This window comes from Nocardia sp. NBC_01499 (genome assembly GCF_045040275.1).
In the GTDB taxonomy this organism is placed as follows: domain Bacteria; phylum Actinomycetota; class Actinomycetes; order Mycobacteriales; family Mycobacteriaceae; genus Nocardia.
In genome coordinates this window covers 8,194,119-8,211,301 of record NZ_CP109426.1, presented here as the reverse complement: position 1 = coordinate 8,211,301, position 17,183 = coordinate 8,194,119, and the positions used below count along the sequence as shown (strand labels likewise).

Sequence of the window (17,183 nt, the reverse complement as noted above, 5' to 3'; positions counted from 1 at the left end):
TCAAGGTATTTCATGGCTGAAGAGCTGGCATTAGGGATGTCGGAGTTGACGGCGCTGCTGTTGACCGGCGACGACGTCGCCGAATCACTCTGCGCCGTCGCCGATACCGTCGCGCGGATGCTGCCGGACCACCCGATGACGGGGGTCACGCTGACCCGTGAGCAGGGCACCATCGTCGGCGGTTCCAGCGACGCGCACGCGATGCTCATGGAGGAATCCCGGTTCAGCGAGGGGTACGACCCAGGCCTACAGGCCATCAATACGGCACAACAGGTTTCGGTGCCCGATGTCGCGGCCGAGCACCGCTGGGGCGGCTATTCGATGCGAATGCTCGCCTACGGGATCAATTCGATCTACGCCCAACCACTTTCGGTCGACGGCGAGCCGGTCGGCGCGCTGTCGCTCTACTCGACCCGGCCGCACAGCTTCACCGACCGGGCCAGGCGGGCGGCCACCCTCACGGCCGAACACCTCGGCGTGCTGCTCGCCGTCGCGACCGGCACCGCGCGCCAGGCCAAGCTGACCGAACAGCTGCGCGCGACACTGGCCTCCCGCTCCACCATCGATCAGGCGCTCGGCATCCTGATGGCCGAACGTCGTTGTGACCGTGACGAAGCCTTCGACATCCTGCGCGGCAGGTCCCAGCGGCGCAATGTCCGCGTCGCGGTCCTCGCCGTGGAGATCATCGAGACGGTCACCGGCCGTAAACCCGCCTCACCACATTTCGCCGAGCCGGAAGAGCCGTCACGGCAGCGTCGCCGTTCCTGATCTACCCACTCCCCCAAGGCATTTCGCGAGCTCGAAGGTAGCCGTGCGACAAACCGGCGGCAAAAGCGGTACCGCCGAGTAGAATTGGCCATGTCCTCCTGAGTCCTGAAGCGCGGCTCCGGATCATGCCACTCGACGCTCGGGGGACGGTATGGACGACCCCGCTTTATCCCGTGACCCGATCGACCGCCGCGCGCACCTGCGTTCGCTGTTCAGCGATCGCCGCGACGCGGGTCGTCGGCTCGCCGACCGATTACAGGCCTTCCGCGGACCGGATGTCGTCGTCCTCGGCATCCCCCGCGGCGGCGTCACGGTGGCGCACGAGATCGCGGCGCGCTTGCGACTGCCGCTCGACGCGATCGTCGTCAACAAGCTTCGCGTTCCCTATCAACCGGAGCTGGCCTTCGGCGCGATCAGCGAGGCCGAAACCCGCATCATCGACGAGGTCGTCGTCCGCAGTTCCTTCCTGACCGCCAAGGAACTCGCCGAGACCGAATCGCACGAACGCGACCGATTGCACCGCCTGTCGGAACGGTTCCGGCGCAGCGGTCCGCAGCCGAAACTCGGCGGGCGCACGGCGCTGGTCGTCGATGACGGCGTCACCACCGGCATCACCGCACGGACCGCCTGCCGTGCCGCCTATCGTCGCGGCGCGGTCCGCGTCGTCCTCGCCGTCCCGGTCGCGCCGCACCGCATCGTGCGGACGCTGGCCTATCACGCGGACAAGATCGTGTGCCTGGAAACCTCGGCGAACGCCCGGCCCCTGTTCGAGTCCTACCTGCGCTTCGACCCGGTCACCGATACCGATGTCGACCATCTGCTCGGCAGGCACACACCGGCGCCGAGCGCGCCGGAGCGAATTCGCCTGGCGGAGAGCGGGAACGGCAGCGGATAGCCGGAGTACCCAGCTCGCCGCGCCCGGAAACCGGCGCGGCACCCTTGCGATGGCTGCATCGCCCGCGATAGGTATACGATTCTGCGGGCGGTGGAATGGTCCAACAAACGGCTGGCCACTGGATTTTCGAGCACGCGAGGCCGACGTGCGTGGGATGGACCGGAGGGCGGCATTGTCCGAGATGTCGATTACTGCTTTCGCGGCGGATACCAGTTCCAACGGTGTCAGTGAGGGGCTGCTTTCCGAGCTGGTCGAACACCTGCGGCAGAACCGAACCATCCTGCGCGAGGAGTGGGCGCGCCGCATCACCGAGGCGCAGTTGCTGACCGCGATGACGCCCGACGAGATGTTCTCCGAGGCCACCTCGGTCTATGACAACTACGTGGCCGTGCTGGAGACCGGTTCGGTGGAGGCGCTGCAGGATTACGCCCGCGATCTGTCGGAGCGCATTATTCCGCGAGGTGTCGAGACCGACGAGGTCCTCGGCATCGTGCTGCTCCTGCGTGACGTGCTGGCCCGCTCGTTGTTCGAGAAATACCAGGCCGATTTCCAGCTGCTCAACGCGGTGCTCGACGCCTACGAACCGGCTGCCAACCGCATCGCCAACACCGTTGGCGTCTCCTTCGTCGAGGAACGCGAACGCATCATCCGCCAGCAGCAGGAGGCGATCCGCGAGCTGTCCACCCCGGTTCTCCAGGTGCGTGAACAGCTGCTCATCCTGCCGATCATCGGCGTGCTCGACGGGCAGCGCGCCCGCCAGCTCACCGAACAGCTGCTGCGCGCGATCCGGGCCAACCGCGCGAAGGTGGTCGTCATCGACATCACCGGTGTGCCGACCATCGACTCGACCGTGGCCAACCACCTGGTGCAAACCGTCGACGCGTCCGGCCTGATGGGCGCGAGCGTGATCATCACCGGCCTGTCTTCGGAGATCGCGCTGACGCTGGTGACCATCGGCCTCGACCTGTCGAAGATGAACGCGGTCGGCGACCTGCAGGGCGGCATCGAAGAGGCCGAACGGCTGCTCGGCTACGAGGTCAGCCGCTCCGGCACCGGCGAAACCACCCGACGCCCGGAAGCCTGACGGCTCTTATTCGGGTCCGGCCTGCTCATGCATGGTCAGCAGCAGATGGTCGAACGCGGTCTGCACCTGCGGCGGCGCCGGGGGCAGTGAGTCGAGTTCGGCGATCAACCGCGTGGCCAGGGTGCGCAGCTTGATGTTGGTTTCCTGCGACCGCCACTGCAGCACCCGGAAGGCCTGCTCGGCGTTGAGCCGGTAGACCCGCATCAGCACGCCCTTGGCCTGTTCGATGACGGCGCGCGCCTCGAACAGTTCCGGCAGTGCGTTGGCCAGCGTCTCCTGGCGCTGTTCGTCGAAGGTTTCGGTCAGGTCGACGTAGTAGCCTGTGGTGCCGACGACTTTGCCGTCGTCGTCGGTCATGGTGTCGCCCAAGACGATCACGTGGCGCATCTGACCGGTGGTATCGATGATCCGGTGACGGCTACAGAACGGCTCGGCATTGCGCAACGACTTGGCGATCGTCTCGGCGACTTGCGCACGGTCGTCCGGATGCTTGTGTGACAGCAGCAATTCCGTGGTCGGTGTGACCGTCCCCGGCTCGTAGCCGTGCATCACGGCGACCTCGTCCGACCATTGCCATCGCTGATCGGCGAACCAGAAGCCGAAGCTTCCCGTTGCCTGCGGCGTGCCGCCACCGACCACCTGGACGACCGCATGGGTCGCCGCCTCGGTTGCCGTTGCGCCTGATTCCATCACCGCGTAAGTATGCGCGCTACCTGCGGTTTTTACACTGTGTTGACGGTCGGTCGCCCGTGTCGGAACCGTATTGAAATGCCGCGCAGTCAAATTTCCCGCGTTGCCGAATCCGGCGCCGACCGTGTGACACCGGCAACTGCGCCGCATCCAGATCTCGGCAGCCGGGTTGGGTCGGCGCAACGCGGGTATGGCCCAAGTGAATCGTTGGGAGGCGGTGAAGATGATGAAGGTAGTTTCCCGGACATCGGAACCACAGCAGACGGCCGTTGTCGCACACCGAGTGGCCCTCGAACTGGCCGCTGAGCCGCACGAGTTGGGGATGCTCCGTGCGCTCACCGATACCACCTGCATGATGGCCGATGTCCCGCTCGACGCGATCCCGGACATTCGGCTGGTGCTCAGCGAAGCGGGGACCGCGCTGATGCTCGACGCGGTGCCCGGCTCGACCCTCAGATGCGCGTTCACCTACAACCGGCGTCGACTCAGCGTGCGACTCAGCGCGACGACGACGCGCGATGTCGAAATCAGCCGCGATCCATTGAGCTGGCAGCTGGTTCAGGTACTCACCGATTCGGCCGAGATGATCCAGGATCCTTTTGAACTCGACGTCGGCGGGTATCCGACGGCCATCGAATTCAGTTGGGAGCGAGGAACATCCGATGCAACGTGAGTTCACCAAGGACCGAACCGACACCCCTCGGCGCACGCAATCGCGTGGCGACAGCTACGACAATATCGAGCCGTGGTTCGAGAAGATGGCCGCACTCGCGGCGGGCGACCCGCATCGAAATGAGTTGCGCGAGGAAGTAATGCGGCTGTGCCTGCCGCTTGCCGAGCACATCGCGCGCAAATTCGCCGGTCGCGGTGAGGCTTTCGACGATTTGCAGCAAATCGCCAGGCTGGGTTTGGTTCTCGCGGTGGACCGCTTCGATGTCTCGCGCGGCAGTTCGTTCCTGTCGTTCGCCGTGCCGACCATCATGGGCGAGGTGCGCAGGCACTTTCGCGATCACACCTGGGCCGTGCGAGTTCCGCGCAGGCTCAAGGAGATTCAGCAGTTGATCGGGCCCGCCACCGAGACGCTGTCGAACCGGCTCGGCCGCGTACCCACCGCAAGGGAGATCGCCGCCGAGCTGGAGCTCGAGGTCGGCGAGGTGACCCAGGCGTTGATCGCACGCAACGGGTATCAGGCCAACTCGATCGAGGCCGTGACTCGTGACGACGGCGAGAACGCGCCGTTGGCGGTCGCGGCCGGCCTCGGCGCGGAGGAACCCTGCTACCAACTGCTCGAACAATCGATGACGATACGTCCGTTGATCGCCGCGCTGCCCGAGCGGGAACGCGGGGTGCTGATCATGCGGTTCTTCGAATCGCTGACCCAGGCGCAGATCGCCGAACGACTCGGTGTTTCCCAGATGCAGGTGTCGCGGATTCTGTCCAAGACCTTGAATACCCTGCGCGAACAGGCATCGGACGAGCAGCAGGCCCAGGTGGCCTGACCGGCTATGCCACGTGGCCTGGTTTCAGGTCTGCGACGGTGTTGTAGCGCAGCGGGTCGGTAGGCGGCGGGGCGGACGCGTCCTCCGGTTCGATCAGCATGCCGACGTGATCGCCGAGGTCGTGTCGTTCGAGGATGCGGCCGGTGAACCAGCCCGCCGCGGCGGCCAAGATGGGTAGCTCCCCGGGGCCCGGCTGCCACTTGCAGTGCGCGAACTTGTTGATGTCGTCGCCGGTCTCCGCGCCGAAAAGCGCTGCCAGTGAAGACTGTTCACGACCGAGCAGATGCACGGCCAAGCGCTCGGCCGCCATCGCGACGCCGAAGGTGAAGTTGTTCTTGGAGATGCCGACCAGAAACCGCCGCGGTTCGATACTCACCTGAGAGGTGAACCCGACCAGGCATCCCGCCTGCCGCCCGTCGGCCCGTGTGGTCACGACGAACACCGGATAGTCGGCGGCCGCGATCACCGCATCGAAACCCGATCGACCTGCTGTGGCGTTGTCCGACATGGTCCTCGCTCGGCTCGGCCGCAACCCGGGACCGCCTGGTCAGCGCGGCCCGGGACCGCGGCAAGTGGGCAGTCCACGACCCACACTACGAGACATCGCCGGTGATCAGGGCTCGAAGATTCCGGCTTGCCTCGGTCAGCGACCGGCCTTGATGTCCTGGCGGAGCTTGCGGAGGTTGGCCTTTTCGACGAGAAGGCGTTCGATGCCCGCGTCCAATTGGCGGGTGCGCTCGTCGAGTTGGGCGAGCACCTCGTCGCGGTCCTGGTCGGTGGCGCTTTGCGGGGCGGTGCAGGCGATGTGGATCAGGGCGGCGGCTTCGGTGAGCGAGAGTCCGGAGGCGAGCAGGCAGCGGATGTCCCGCACGGTCTTGATGTCTTCGTCGCCGTAATGCCGGTAGCCGTTGGGGTCGCGTCGCGGGGTCAGGACGCCGGCGTTCTCGTAGTGGCGCAGCATGCGCGGGCTCGCGCCGGTGAGCTGGCTCAAATCTTTGATCTGCACCCTGAGCTTCTCCTTGACATTGACGTTAATGTCATACTTTACCTTGGCCGTATGACGAACGAACGGAGCAAGCCGAACGTACTGCTCGTGGTGTCCCACCCGGATCACCAGTCCGCCACCTGGGCTATCGCCCGCGCGGTCGAGCAAGGCATCCAGGCGGACGGAAACACCACTGCCACAACGCATGACCTGACGGCCGCCGGCTTCAACCCGGTGTTCACCGCCGCGGATCTCGCGGTCCACCGTCTTCTCGGCGACGTTCCCGCCGACGTGCGGCGCGAGCAGGAGTTGATCGAATCGGCCGACGTCGTCGCCGTGCTGTTCCCGGTCTACTGGTGGTCGCTGCCCGCGCTGGCCAAGGGCTGGATCGATCGCGTATTCAGCCGAGGCTGGGCCTACGAGAACACCTCCCCCGACGGCCCGAGCGCGGTAAAAGAGCTGCACTTCATCGCGCTGGCGGGCGTCAAGCAGGGCACCTTCGATCGCCGCGGCTACAAGGACGCGATCACGCTCCAGCTCAAAGAGGGCATCGCCGGTTACTCCGAGATCGCCGCTTCCTCCATCGAAATCCTCTACGGCACCGAGACCACCGACCCGCACGCTCACGAAGAACTGGCCGCCCAGGGCTACAAACTCGGCGCCGACCTAGCCCAGCGCGCTCAAACGGCCTTCGACAACGGCTAAGGCGCGCGAACCAATCCAGAACCACCTCGGGTCCGAATAGCGGGATGGCCCCCGAACCGTCCCCACAGAATCGAGACCCGACCTCGTGTCATACCGACCCGCCCACCTCGCCGCGGCTGGAATCACCACCGTCGCATCGTTGTTCATCCTTGCCCCGGCCGCACACGCCGAAACCTCCCCCAGCTATCACTGCAAAACCATCAAGCCAGGCAAGTCCATCGGCGACAACCTCGCCCCGGTAGCAGCCGCTGGCTGCACCTCCGTCAACGAAGCCCCGACAGACGGAGCGGTCACCGGCTTCTTCTTCATCATCGACCTCACCAAGAAGGGCGCGTTCTACGTGTGCGGCGTCAACCCGGACGGCAAATTCGCCCCCGACAAGACACAGACCGGCACGGCAACCCTCCCCGACAAAGTCAAGGCGACAGGCTGTAAAGCCTTCCCCAAGGGCAAGTTCAAGTTCACCCCCGAGCAGTTCGAAGGCGAACTGGCCAAGCAAGCGGAGGCAAAGGGCACCGCGAGCTAGCGGGGCGTTCGCACCCGCCCGCGTTATCGCTCGGCGCGGAAACCCATGCCGCGCAATACCGTTCGCAGGTGGGTGTCGAATAGTCCGTCGGTGTCGGTGACGATCCTCGGTAAATTGCCCCACAGCTCGGAGATGGTGAATCCGAGGATGGCGGCCCACGCGTTGTGAGCCGCGGCGGGGGTCAGCTCCGTCAGCGCGCGAGGTAGTGCGTGAAGCCAGCGCGACGATTCGTGCCAGCGCCTAGCACCCCACCGCAACCCACGGACCAGGCCATTATCGTGTGTCAGTGTGCGTTGCGAGATAAACGGGACCGGTCGGGATGCGATTGCGGAAGACGCTTCACCGCGGGCGCTGTTCGCAGCCAGGTTGGCGGAACTGTGGGAAGCCGCAGGCAACCCCACACTGCAGCGGGTCACGACCGCCACCGAGGAACGGCTCAAGGCCACCCGCACCCCAGCACAGAACCAGCGCTCATCGATGCAGCGCATCAGCGATTGGCGAAGCGGGCGCAATGTGCCCTCCCGATTCGAATCGTTGGATCCGGTGCTGGTGACGTTGATCGCGCTAGCGCGGAACACATCCGGTCCCGTTCCGTCGGTCTTGACGAACCGGTCGGCCTGGCGGCGTTTATGGAAGGCGGCCACCGTCCAGCCCGTACGCCCGACGGTGCTGACCTCGCTGCGCCGCGATATCCCCACCTTCATTGGACGCGACGAGGAGGTGCAGCGGATTCTGGATGCGGCGGGGCCGGGTCGGGTCGTGTCCATCCACACCATCGACGGCATGCCAGGCGTCGGAAAAACCGCCCTGGTCACCCGGGCGGCACATCTGCTATCCGACTTGTTTCCCGACGGCAGGTTCTTCGTCGAACTGAACACCCACACCCCAGGACAGGTGCCCGCCGATCCTGCCGAGGTCTTGGCCACCCTGCTCACCGGCCTCGGCATCGCACCGAGCCACATCCCGGACTCCCTCGACGCACGACGTGATCTATGGCGCGACCGCGTCTGCACCAAGCGGGTGCTGCTGATCCTCGACGACGCCCGCGACCAGGACCAGATCGAACCGTTGCTACCGGCCGGGCCGGCATGCCTCACCTTGATCACCAGCCGCCGCCGACTCATCGCCCTGGACAGCGCCCTACCGCTGCCACTGGACACCCTCGATCCCGGCAGCGCGGTCGACCTGTTCTGCCAGTTGGCCCAACGCAACCCACAAGGCGACGACATCGCGGCCGTCGCCGAGATCGTCCGGTTATGCGGGTACTTGCCGCTGGCGATCGTGCTACTGGCCGGCCGACTCGCCCATCATCCCGCCTGGACTCTCACCGGCCTGGCCAAGGAGTTCCGCACCGCTCAGGATCGGCTCGGCGAACTCGACGCCGGTCAGCGCGCGGTGCGCGCCGCATTCACCGCCTCATACGACACATTGCCACCCCGCAAGCAACAACTGTTCCGCACGCTGGGCCTACACCCTGGCACCGACTTCGACGCCTATGCCGTTGCCGCGCTGAACGACATACCGCTCGGCCAAGCACGAGCCGACCTCGACGCTCTCTACACCGACAACCTCATCGAGGAGACCACACCCGGCCGGTACTGCATGCACGACCTGGTACGCGAATACGCGCGCGACCTCGCCGACGCGTCATCCAGCGACGTCGAGCGACTGCTCGACTACTACCGCCACACCGCCGCAGCGGCGGACCGATGGCTGACCCGACGGCCCCGCCCCGCCAACAACAACCACACCGCCGGCAGCACCGGTGCCCTGGTGCGCGAATTCGACGACGAGATGACCGCGCTGGCGTGGATGCGTACCGAGCGAGCCAACCTACTCGCCTGCGTCGAGTACACCGCCGACCACGATCCCGCCCGGATGATCGAGCTGACCGAGGTGCTCGCGGCATTGCTGGAACGCGAAGGGCCGTGGTCATCGGCCCTGCGACTGCACCAGCGCGCCGCCGCGACCGCGGACCGCCTCGGCAACCGACTCGGCCATGCCAACGCACTCACCAACCTCGCCATCGTGCAGTGGTGGACCGGGCAATCCGAGCAACCCGCCCACCTGCTCCGACAGGCTCTGACCCTGTACCGGGCGACCGGCTACGCCATCGGCGAAGCCGACACCTTGGCCACCCTCGGCGGTATACACCGATACACCGGTGACAATGCGCAGGCCGCCGACCTGCTCCGGCAGGCTCGCACTCTGTACCGGGCGACCGGCTACGCCATCGGCGAAGCCGACGCCTTGACCAGGCTCGGCGGCGTACTTCGAGATAACGGCGACTACGAACAGGCCGCAGACCTGCTCCAGCAAGCCTTGATCCTGTTCCAGGAGACCGGATACCGCCTCGGCGAAGCGGACGCTCTCGGCTTGCTCGGCAGCGTGCACCGCACGACCGGAGACTATGCGCGGGCCGCCGATTTGCTGGAGCGCGCCGAGTCGTTGTACCAGGCGATCGGCGATCGCCGCAGCGCGGCCAACGCACTCAGCAACCTCGGCCTCGTGAGCCGCGACATCGGGGATCACGACCAGGCCGCCGACCTGATCCACCAGGCGCTGATCCTGTCCAGGGAAATCGGCCACCGCATCGGCGAAGCCAACAACCTCAACAACCTCGCCACCGTGCGCCGGGAAATGCACGACCACGAGCAGGCAGCCACCCTCTCCCGCCAAGCCCTGACCTTGTTCCGCGAGACCGGATACCGCCTCGGCGAAGCCGAAGCCCTCGCCAACCTCGGCGCCGTCTGCCGCGAAACCGGCGATCACGACCAGGCCGCCGACCTCTCCCGCCAAGCTACGGACCTGTTTCGCCAGATCGGCTACCGCGTCAACGAAGCGTAGTTTGAAACGCCGCTGGTCCCCTCCACCTGCGGCGCCTCGACCACCGGCTCCACCACTTCGCAGATGGCGACGCAATCATCACCGCCACCCCATAACCGCCGCCAAACAAACCCGTAACTCCCCCGGTGAACCAGCAGGTCAGAGCCCACAGATCGAAATTCCGGTCCGGATAACACCGGATGCTGAGACCGCCGTACCCACCCTGTCATCGGAGGCGGCCAGCCGAACACGGCATGCGATCGGCGTCGACACGAACACCTAGGAAACCAAAACCTTTGTCGCAGAACCCTGTTCGTGGCATTCGCGAGGAAGAGAAAGATGTGGGGCGGGCGGGGCTCGAACCCGCGACCAATGGATTATGAGTCCACGGCTCTGACCGACTGAGCTACCGCCCCTCTTCTGCGGGTGTACCGCAGGCGTGGGGGATGTTACCGGTTCGGGTGGTGCTTGCACCAGTTGGACCCGGGTGGCGGTTAGGGTTGGGCGTCCGGCAACCGTTCTGGAGGGTCGACGATGGCTAGTGTGTTCACGAAGGTGCTGAAGGCGCATCAGTGGGTGTACGAGAACAGCGGCGGGCTGGTTGGACATCGGGTGCTGTTCGGCAATCCGACGCTGCTGTTGCGGACGGTGGGGCGCAAGACGGGGCAGGCGCGGACGTCGGCGCTGACCTACGGCGAGGATGGGGCGGACTACTTGGTGACGGCGTCCAATGGTGGGTCGCCGCGGCCGCCGGGGTGGCTGGCGAACGTGAAAGCCAAGCCGGAGTGTGAGATTCAGATCGGGCGGCGCAAGGTGGCGGTGATCGCACGGCCGACTTATCCGGAGGATCCGGACTATGCGCGCCGGTTCGCGATTGTCGACAGGATCAACAAGGGTCGCTACGGCGCCTATCAGAAGATGACCGAGCGCCCTATTCCCGTGGTGGTGCTGACGCCGGTCGGCTGAGCGGGGTCAGTCCCGGTCGTCGCGCTCGTAGTCGTCGTCGCGGTCATCCCAGTGGCCGTCGTAGTCGTCGGGATCGTCCCTGTCCCAACGTTTCCCGTCGGCCGGGGGTCTGCTGGCGATTTGCACGACAACGATGACCAGGGCGAGCACTACCAGGACCACGCCTACAACGATCAGAGTCTCCACCCAGGGCACCCTAGCGCCGAGCCAGGGTGCCCGCTAGGTGCTCGACCGAACGGTCTCAGACGGTAGAACCCACGGTCAGCAGGGTGCGGCCCACCGCGGTCCTGGATTCGATGGCGGCGTGCGCACTTTCGGCGTCGTCGAGCGGAAAGGTTTGGCCGATCACCACTTCCAGGCGTCCGGCCACCGCCTCGGCGAGGGAACGTTCGGCAAGCCCGGACCAGTCGGTACTCGCGTCGGTGATATCGAACAGGGCGTAGACGGTAATGCCGCGCGCGGCAGTCACCTCGGCGTCGATCACCGCGAATTCGCCTGCGGCAGCGCCATATCCGAGGAATCGAGCGTTGTCCGCGGCCGCCTCCAGCGCGGCCGCACCCAGCGCACCGCCCGCGCCGTCCAACACCACGTTCGCGCCCGCCCCGCCGGTCGCCGCGCGGGCCTCGGCCGCCCAGCCCGCTTCGGAGTAATCCACGACAGCATCGGCACCGAGACGCTCGGCAAGCTCCAGCTTGGCCCGTCCCCGCGCCGCCGCGATCACGTGCGCTCCGGCCGCGTGCGCGAGCTGAATCAGCAAGGTGCCAAGGCCACCACCGGCCGCGGTGATCAGCACCCACTCCCCCGGCCGGATCGCGGCACGGTCGAACACCGCGAGTGCCATCTTGCCGTCGTGGGCGAGCGCGACGGCCTGCGGCAGGCTCAGTCCGTCGGGCACGGCGGTCAACGATTCGGCCTTGGCGAGGGCCTTTTCGGCGTAGCCGCCGATCGGCTGGCCACCACCGATCCTGCTCGCCGCAGTCGTGGTGGTGACGCGCGTGCCGAGCAAGGACGAGTCGACACCGGCACCGACCGCGCTGACTACTCCGGCGACGGCACCGCCCGGCACATACGGCGTCGTCAGTGTGAAGAACTCGCCGCCCCACCCGCTACGCAACCGGGTGTCGAGGAACATCACGTCGGCGGCGGCCACGTCGACGACCACCTCGCCCGGCCCTGCCACCGGTTCCGGCACCTCACGCACCGTAAGCACTTCGGGTCCACCGAATTCCACTGCCTGCACTGCCCGCATGACGGTCCTCCATCGCTTCGCTGTTTCCTCCGACAGAGACCAGCATGGAACCTGAACCGTTGTTTAGGTCAAGCCGAGCGGTTATGCTCAGCGCATAATCAGGCGACGCCGATAGAGTCACGGTCCGGATTCGCCGCCCACGCACGGACGCGACGCCAGGCGATCAGCAGAACCACCAGTGCGACAAGGCAATACACAACGTTGCCGACCCGCGCGATCACCTGGTCGGTGCTCCCGACGATCGGTGTCCCGAGGAAGCTGCTCCAGCCGTAGGCGACGAACGCACCCGACGCGGTCGCCAGCGTCTCCGGCAGACCCCACTCCGCTCGCCGCCCGAACACCCACAGCGCCGCGACGGCGAGCGCCTCCGTCACCAGGATTACCGCCGCGCCGACCCACCCGTTCAACCAATGTCCGGATCGCACAACAACACTCGCCGCGAGCAGCGCTGCCCCGAAGATCACGAGCACGGGCGGCACGGTCCCGGAACGCCGCGCACCGCCCGATCGTGCGGCGAGCGCGGCACCTACGAACACCACCGCGACCACACCGGTGACAACCATCTGCGCCACGGTGGGGCGGAATTTCGGTTCCGTGTTCAGCGCACCGACCGACAGCAGCGCGCAGCCGAGCACGAATACGACACCGGCGACGATCATGCCGCGGATACGCAACCATGGCGCACGGGCCCGCGCGGGAAACAGGCTCTCGGCCACCGCGATCGGCGCACAGATGCTCCAAATGACATGCAGCGAAAGGACGAACACGGTCCACTTGCCGCCCATCCCGAGCACGTGCAACGGCGCCTCGTCCAGCAGCCGATACCCCGCGTAGTCCGGATTGAACAACGACATCGTGACGTAGCCCTCTTCGATGACGCCGAATGCGAAGGCCAGCAACGCGATCGACGGCCATCCGCGCCCGGTACGGCGCACCACCTCCCGGATGAGCAGCGCCCCGCACCCGTACAGCGGAATGAAGATGACGAAGATGAAAACACTGGTGATCGCCACGTCACCGAGGAGCAGCTCGGCGACGAACGGCGACAGCAGCAGCAACGTGACAACCGGAACCCATCGCCGCGTCTTCGGACCCACTACCGCGTCTACCGCCATATGCCAACGGTATCGACCGTCACGAACCGCTGCCAGCGACGCCGATCAGGAACTGCCACCGCCACAGCTGCTGCCTCCGCCGCCACAGCTCGAACTGCTCCCGCCGCCGCAACTGCTGCTACTTCCCCCACCGCAGCTGCTACCGCCGCTGTCGTGATGACCACCGCCGTGATGGTGGTGACCACCGCCCGAATCCGAGCTACTCGATGACCCGCCGTCCGCGCCGATAAGCCCCGCGCCACCGGCCGCCCAGTACGGATCCGAACTAGTGGAGCCGCTGTCGGATCCACGTCGCGGATCACCACCGCGCCGACCCCGGCTGTTGCGCTGCGATCCGGCGGCGATCTTCGCGACAAACAGCAGCACAACCAGCCCGATCAGCACGATAGCGACAGCTTCACCCATCTCTGCACCGTAGCGGCCGGGCACGCCTGCGTACAGTGAACTGTGCCGTCTTTCAGCTTCCGCAGGTCAGGGCAGCGCGAGATCGATCTCGACGCGGTCAACGCCGCCGTCGCCGCGCTGGAGTTGCCCGAGGCCGTCTACAAGACCTCCCCGTGGCAGCCGAGAGAACTCGTGGAAACCGGCCTGCGGCAATGGTTGCGCTGCTGCGGCGCGGCGATGCGCGACGGGCAGGTGGTCGGCATGCCGTCACACGCCGTTGACGAGGCGTGGCACGGGTTCATTCTCTGCACCGAGCGTTACGCCGAGTTCTGCGCCACCGCCTACGGACGCTTCCTCCACCACTTCCCGGAAGGTGCTGGGCCGCCGAAGGATTCGCACGGCTCGATGGGCGAGCAGCTCGGCCGCACCGTGGTGGCCTGGGCGCTGGTCGCCGCGCCCGGCGAGACCTGCGTGCTGTGGGACCTCGACCGCAGGGTCGGCGTCGAACACCCGTGGGGTGTCGACGCCGAGCGCGTCGCGGCCATCGAGGCCGATCTGCGCACCCTGTCCGATGGTTAGGTGAGCTTCACCCGCGCCGCGACGAACCGGCCGACCGCGGGCGCGAGCCTGCTGAAGTGGTACTGCAACCGCGCTTCCGGCGTCACCGGGACGATGCTGCGGTCCTTCTCGACGGCGCGCACGATCTGCTCGGCCACCTTCTCCGGCCCGTAGCTGCGCTTGCGGTAGAGGTTGTCGTAACGCTCCTGCTTGCGCTTCTCCTCCTCGGCACTGACACCCGAGAAGGTCGTCGTCGCAACGATATTGGTGTGCACGATGCCGGGGCAGATGGTGTGCACCGAGATGCCGCGACCGGCCAGTTCCGCGCGCAGGCAGTCGGAGAACATGAACACCGCCGACTTGCTGGTCGAGTACGCGCTGAACCCCTGTTGCGGGCTGTAGGCGGCCATGCTGGAGAGGTTGACGATGTGTCCGCCCAAACCGCGCTCGGCCATGGCGGATCCGAAGGCACGGCAGCCGTTCAGCACGCCGCCGAGGTTGATCCGCATGACCCGGTCGAACTCCGCCGCCGAGGTGTCGAAGAACCCACCGGCCTGGCCGATTCCGGCGTTATTGATCAGAATGTCGGGTACGCCATGGGTTTCCAGCACGATCTCGGCGTGCGCGTGCACCGCGTCCGCGTCGGCCACGTCGAGCTGATAGGCATGCGCCACACCGCGTTCGGCGGCGATCAGCTCCGCGGTCTCCTTGGCCGCGGCGAGATTGATGTCCGACAGCACGATTTCGGCGCCGCGACGCGAGAGCGACAGCGCCGTTTCGCGACCGATACCGCTGCCACCGCCGGTGATCACCACGAGCTGATCCTCGAATGGCCGTGCGCTGCGGCCGACTTCGGCGCGCCTAAGCCCACGCGGCACCGTGCCGCCGTTGAGCGCGTCGATCAGCTCGGTGGTCGCGGTGGCCAGCAATTCGGGGTGGGAGAACGGCATCCAGTGCCCGGCGGGCACGTCGCGGCGCCACAGCCGCTGCACCCACTTGCGTTCGTCGTCGTATCCGGCGGGCCGGACCGCGACATCGCGACCCGCGACGATGAGCTGCACGGGCACCTCGGTGTGCCGCTCGCGCGGAGAACGCAAGCGCTGCACGATGTTCGCGCGATAGATCAGCAGGCCGTCGACCAGGTCTTGCCGAAACGTCGGACCGAGCGTCACATTCGACGGCGATGTCTCGTTCATGATCGAGACGACCCGCTGCCACCGCCGCTCGGTGCCGAGCAGGCCGAACACGGCCCTCGGCAGCCCCGGCGTCATGAAGAAGAAGGTGTAGGCCGAGGACAGCGTCTGGCTGACCGGCTGCCAGATGTTGCGCGGCGTCGGCCGGGACAGCCTGTTACGCATCCAATTCGCGATGTGGTCCAGATTCGGACCCGACACCGAGGTGAACGACGCGACCCGCGCGGCCGCCCTCGGCTCGCACACCGCCTCCCACACCTGCACCGAACCCCAGTCGTGCGCGAGCACATGCACCGGCCGGTCCGGGCTGACCGCGTCGACGACGGCGAAGAAGTCGCCGGCCAGATGATCGAGCCGGAAGTCCGCGGTGCGCCGGGTCCTGGTGGACCGCCCGTGCCCGCGGGTGTCGTAGGTGACGACGTGGAAGCGGCGTGCCAGCAACGGCACCACCTTGTCCCACAGATGGTTGGTGTCCGGCCAGCCATGCACCAGCACTACGGTTTCCGCGGTCGGATCGCCGTATTCGTAGACGGCGAGCTCGAATTCGCCGTTGCGCACCGTCCGCTCGGCGGCCACGAGCTCCGGTGGTTCGAGGGTCGTCATCGGTTTCTCCTTGCTGACCAGAGGTCGTGGTTACAGATCGAGCACCAGTCGCCCACCGGGCGAACGGGATACGCAGACGAGCATCTCGCCCGCCTCGTGTTCGGCTCGGGTGAGCACGGTTTCGCGATGCTCCGGCTCGCCGGACACCACCCGGACCTTGCAGGTGCGGCAGAAACCCTGGCGGCACGAGTAGGGACGATCCGGCCGAGTCTCGAGGATCGTATCGAGCGCGGAGCGATCCGCGGCCACCTCGACCACCTCACCGGTAGAGGCGAATTGGATCTCGAACGGCACGCCGTTCACGATCGGCGGCGGCGAGAATCGCTCGGAATGCAGTTCCACGCCGGGCATTTCGCGCACCGCCGCGGCGACGGCCGTTGTCATCGGTACCGGGCCGCAGCAGTAGACCGCGGTATCGGCCGCGACGCCGGGCAGCAATGCGGCGGCGTCGGGCAGGCCGTGCTCGTCGTCGGTACGCACGATGACCCGGTCGCCGAACCCGGCGATCTCGTCGAGGAACGGGATGGTGTCGCGGTTACGGCCGGTGTACACCATCGACCAGTCGATGCCGAGCCGCTGCGCGAGCCGCGCCATCGGCAGGATCGGCGTGATCCCGATGCCGCCCGCGATGAAATGCAAACGGGCAGCGGGTGATCCGTGGCCGGGCACGGCGAACGGGAAGGCATTGCGCGGCCCGCGCACGGTGAGCGGCGCACCGACCGGCAGCCCGTCGTGCACCTCCACCGACCCGCCGAGACCGTCCGGAATGCGCCGCACCGCAACCCGATACGCGCGAGTGTCGGCCGGATCGCCGCACAGCGAGTACTGCCGCAACCGCCCCGAGGGCAGCTCCAGATCCAGGTGCGCGCCCGCCCGCCACGGCGGCAGCTCCCGCCGGTCGGGCGCCTCCAGTCGCAGGCTCACCACGTCCTGATCATGCGCCTCGATTCGCCGCTCGGTCACCACCAGCGCAAGCCGGTGGTCGTCCACCTTTGGTGCGAGGTCGCGTCGGTTGATCATGGTGGTCCAGCGCAGCCGCGCCGAGGCGACCGCGTCGAGCACCCGCATCGCCCGGTCCTGATCACGCTTGCCGAACAGGTCCGCGGGGAACTGTTCGGGGACGGGACGTAGGTTCAC

The 17,183-nt window shown here is 66.8% G+C and carries 19 protein-coding genes and 1 tRNA gene; 10 read left to right on the top strand and 10 right to left on the bottom strand.

Going from position 1 to position 17,183, the window contains the following annotated elements; translation table 11 throughout:
- The first annotated feature begins 12 nt into the window (after positions 1 to 12).
- From OG203_RS37670 to OG203_RS37660, 3 genes are all read left to right on the top strand, one after another.
- The gene (locus OG203_RS37670) at positions 13 to 768 is read left to right on the top strand and encodes a GAF and ANTAR domain-containing protein (protein WP_405161965.1); all 756 of its coding nucleotides are present in this window, start codon (positions 13 to 15) and stop codon (positions 766 to 768) included.
- A gap of 151 nt (positions 769 to 919) precedes the next feature.
- A complete protein-coding gene (locus OG203_RS37665; RefSeq protein WP_405161964.1) occupies positions 920 to 1,663 on the top strand; it encodes a phosphoribosyltransferase in 744 nt (247 codons plus the stop codon).
- A gap of 181 nt (positions 1,664 to 1,844) precedes the next feature.
- Positions 1,845 to 2,747: an STAS domain-containing protein gene (locus OG203_RS37660; RefSeq protein WP_405161963.1), complete on the top strand. Its 903-nt coding sequence runs from the start codon at positions 1,845 to 1,847 to the stop codon at positions 2,745 to 2,747.
- A gap of 6 nt (positions 2,748 to 2,753) precedes the next feature.
- On the opposite strand, the gene OG203_RS37655 is transcribed toward OG203_RS37660, so the two are convergent.
- The gene (locus OG203_RS37655; RefSeq protein WP_405168129.1) at positions 2,754 to 3,437 is read right to left on the bottom strand and encodes a PAS and ANTAR domain-containing protein; all 684 of its coding nucleotides are present in this window, start codon (positions 3,435 to 3,437) and stop codon (positions 2,754 to 2,756) included.
- A gap of 223 nt (positions 3,438 to 3,660) precedes the next feature.
- On the opposite strand from OG203_RS37655, the gene OG203_RS37650 reads away from it, so the two are divergent.
- Together OG203_RS37650 and OG203_RS37645 are read left to right on the top strand one after the other, a co-directional pair.
- Entirely contained in the window at positions 3,661 to 4,110 is a 450-nt protein-coding gene (locus tag OG203_RS37650) for an anti-sigma factor (RefSeq protein WP_405161962.1), read from the top strand.
- The gene (locus OG203_RS37645) at positions 4,100 to 4,936 is read left to right on the top strand and encodes an RNA polymerase sigma factor SigF (protein WP_405161961.1); all 837 of its coding nucleotides are present in this window, start codon (positions 4,100 to 4,102) and stop codon (positions 4,934 to 4,936) included. Before OG203_RS37650 ends, OG203_RS37645 begins: the two co-directional genes overlap by 11 nt.
- A 4-nt stretch (positions 4,937 to 4,940) precedes the next feature.
- Here OG203_RS37645 and OG203_RS37640 read toward each other — a convergent pair whose 3' ends face one another.
- Positions 4,941 to 5,444, bottom strand: a complete 504-nt coding sequence (locus tag OG203_RS37640) for a flavin reductase family protein (protein WP_405161960.1) — start codon at positions 5,442 to 5,444, stop codon at positions 4,941 to 4,943.
- Between the two features lie 135 nt (positions 5,445 to 5,579).
- Entirely contained in the window at positions 5,580 to 5,942 is a 363-nt protein-coding gene (locus OG203_RS37635) for a MerR family transcriptional regulator (RefSeq protein WP_405161959.1), read from the bottom strand.
- Between the two features lie 51 nt (positions 5,943 to 5,993).
- Between OG203_RS37635 and OG203_RS37630 the strand changes: the two genes are divergently transcribed.
- Positions 5,994 to 6,626, top strand: coding sequence for an NAD(P)H-dependent oxidoreductase (locus OG203_RS37630; protein WP_405161958.1), 633 nt, complete (start codon positions 5,994 to 5,996; stop codon positions 6,624 to 6,626).
- A gap of 85 nt (positions 6,627 to 6,711) precedes the next feature.
- Positions 6,712 to 7,152, top strand: a complete 441-nt coding sequence (locus OG203_RS37625; protein ID WP_405161957.1) for a hypothetical protein — start codon at positions 6,712 to 6,714, stop codon at positions 7,150 to 7,152.
- 23 nt (positions 7,153 to 7,175) lie between these two features.
- Here the strand turns inward: OG203_RS37625 and OG203_RS37620 are convergent, their stop codons facing one another.
- Positions 7,176 to 7,409 (bottom strand): hypothetical protein, encoded by a 234-nt coding sequence (locus tag OG203_RS37620; protein ID WP_405161956.1) that lies wholly within the window; start codon positions 7,407 to 7,409, stop codon positions 7,176 to 7,178.
- Positions 7,410 to 7,518: 109 nt separating this feature from the next.
- Between OG203_RS37620 and OG203_RS37615 the strand changes: the two genes are divergently transcribed.
- Entirely contained in the window at positions 7,519 to 9,999 is a 2,481-nt protein-coding gene (locus OG203_RS37615) for an ATP-binding protein (protein ID WP_405161955.1), read from the top strand.
- 321 nt (positions 10,000 to 10,320) lie between these two features.
- Here OG203_RS37615 and OG203_RS37610 read toward each other — a convergent pair.
- Positions 10,321 to 10,394 (bottom strand) — tRNA-Ile (locus OG203_RS37610).
- A 118-nt stretch (positions 10,395 to 10,512) separates the two neighbouring features.
- Between OG203_RS37610 and OG203_RS37605 the strand changes: the two genes are divergently transcribed.
- Complete coding sequence (locus OG203_RS37605; RefSeq protein ID WP_405161954.1) at positions 10,513 to 10,944, top strand: nitroreductase family deazaflavin-dependent oxidoreductase; 432 nt, start codon at positions 10,513 to 10,515, stop codon at positions 10,942 to 10,944.
- A 6-nt stretch (positions 10,945 to 10,950) separates the two neighbouring features.
- On the opposite strand, the gene OG203_RS37600 is transcribed toward OG203_RS37605, so the two are convergent.
- The 3 genes from OG203_RS37600 to OG203_RS37590 form a co-directional block, all read right to left on the bottom strand.
- The gene (locus OG203_RS37600) at positions 10,951 to 11,130 is read right to left on the bottom strand and encodes a hypothetical protein (protein WP_405161953.1); all 180 of its coding nucleotides are present in this window, start codon (positions 11,128 to 11,130) and stop codon (positions 10,951 to 10,953) included.
- Positions 11,131 to 11,185: 55 nt separating this feature from the next.
- Entirely contained in the window at positions 11,186 to 12,193 is a 1,008-nt protein-coding gene (locus OG203_RS37595) for a zinc-binding dehydrogenase (RefSeq protein WP_405161952.1), read from the bottom strand.
- A 98-nt stretch (positions 12,194 to 12,291) separates the two neighbouring features.
- Complete coding sequence (locus OG203_RS37590; RefSeq protein WP_405161951.1) at positions 12,292 to 13,308, bottom strand: hypothetical protein; 1,017 nt, start codon at positions 13,306 to 13,308, stop codon at positions 12,292 to 12,294.
- 447 nt (positions 13,309 to 13,755) lie between these two features.
- Between OG203_RS37590 and OG203_RS37585 the strand changes: the two genes are divergently transcribed.
- On the top strand, positions 13,756 to 14,271 hold the full coding sequence (locus tag OG203_RS37585; RefSeq protein WP_405161950.1) for a hypothetical protein: 516 nt from the start codon (positions 13,756 to 13,758) through the stop codon (positions 14,269 to 14,271).
- On the opposite strand, the gene OG203_RS37580 is transcribed toward OG203_RS37585, so the two are convergent.
- Both OG203_RS37580 and OG203_RS37575 read right to left on the bottom strand, forming a co-directional pair.
- Complete coding sequence (locus OG203_RS37580; RefSeq protein WP_405161949.1) at positions 14,268 to 16,046, bottom strand: SDR family oxidoreductase; 1,779 nt, start codon at positions 16,044 to 16,046, stop codon at positions 14,268 to 14,270. The genes OG203_RS37585 and OG203_RS37580 overlap by 4 nt on opposite strands.
- A 30-nt stretch (positions 16,047 to 16,076) precedes the next feature.
- Positions 16,077 to 17,183 (bottom strand): PDR/VanB family oxidoreductase, encoded by a 1,107-nt coding sequence (locus OG203_RS37575; protein ID WP_405161948.1) that lies wholly within the window; start codon positions 17,181 to 17,183, stop codon positions 16,077 to 16,079.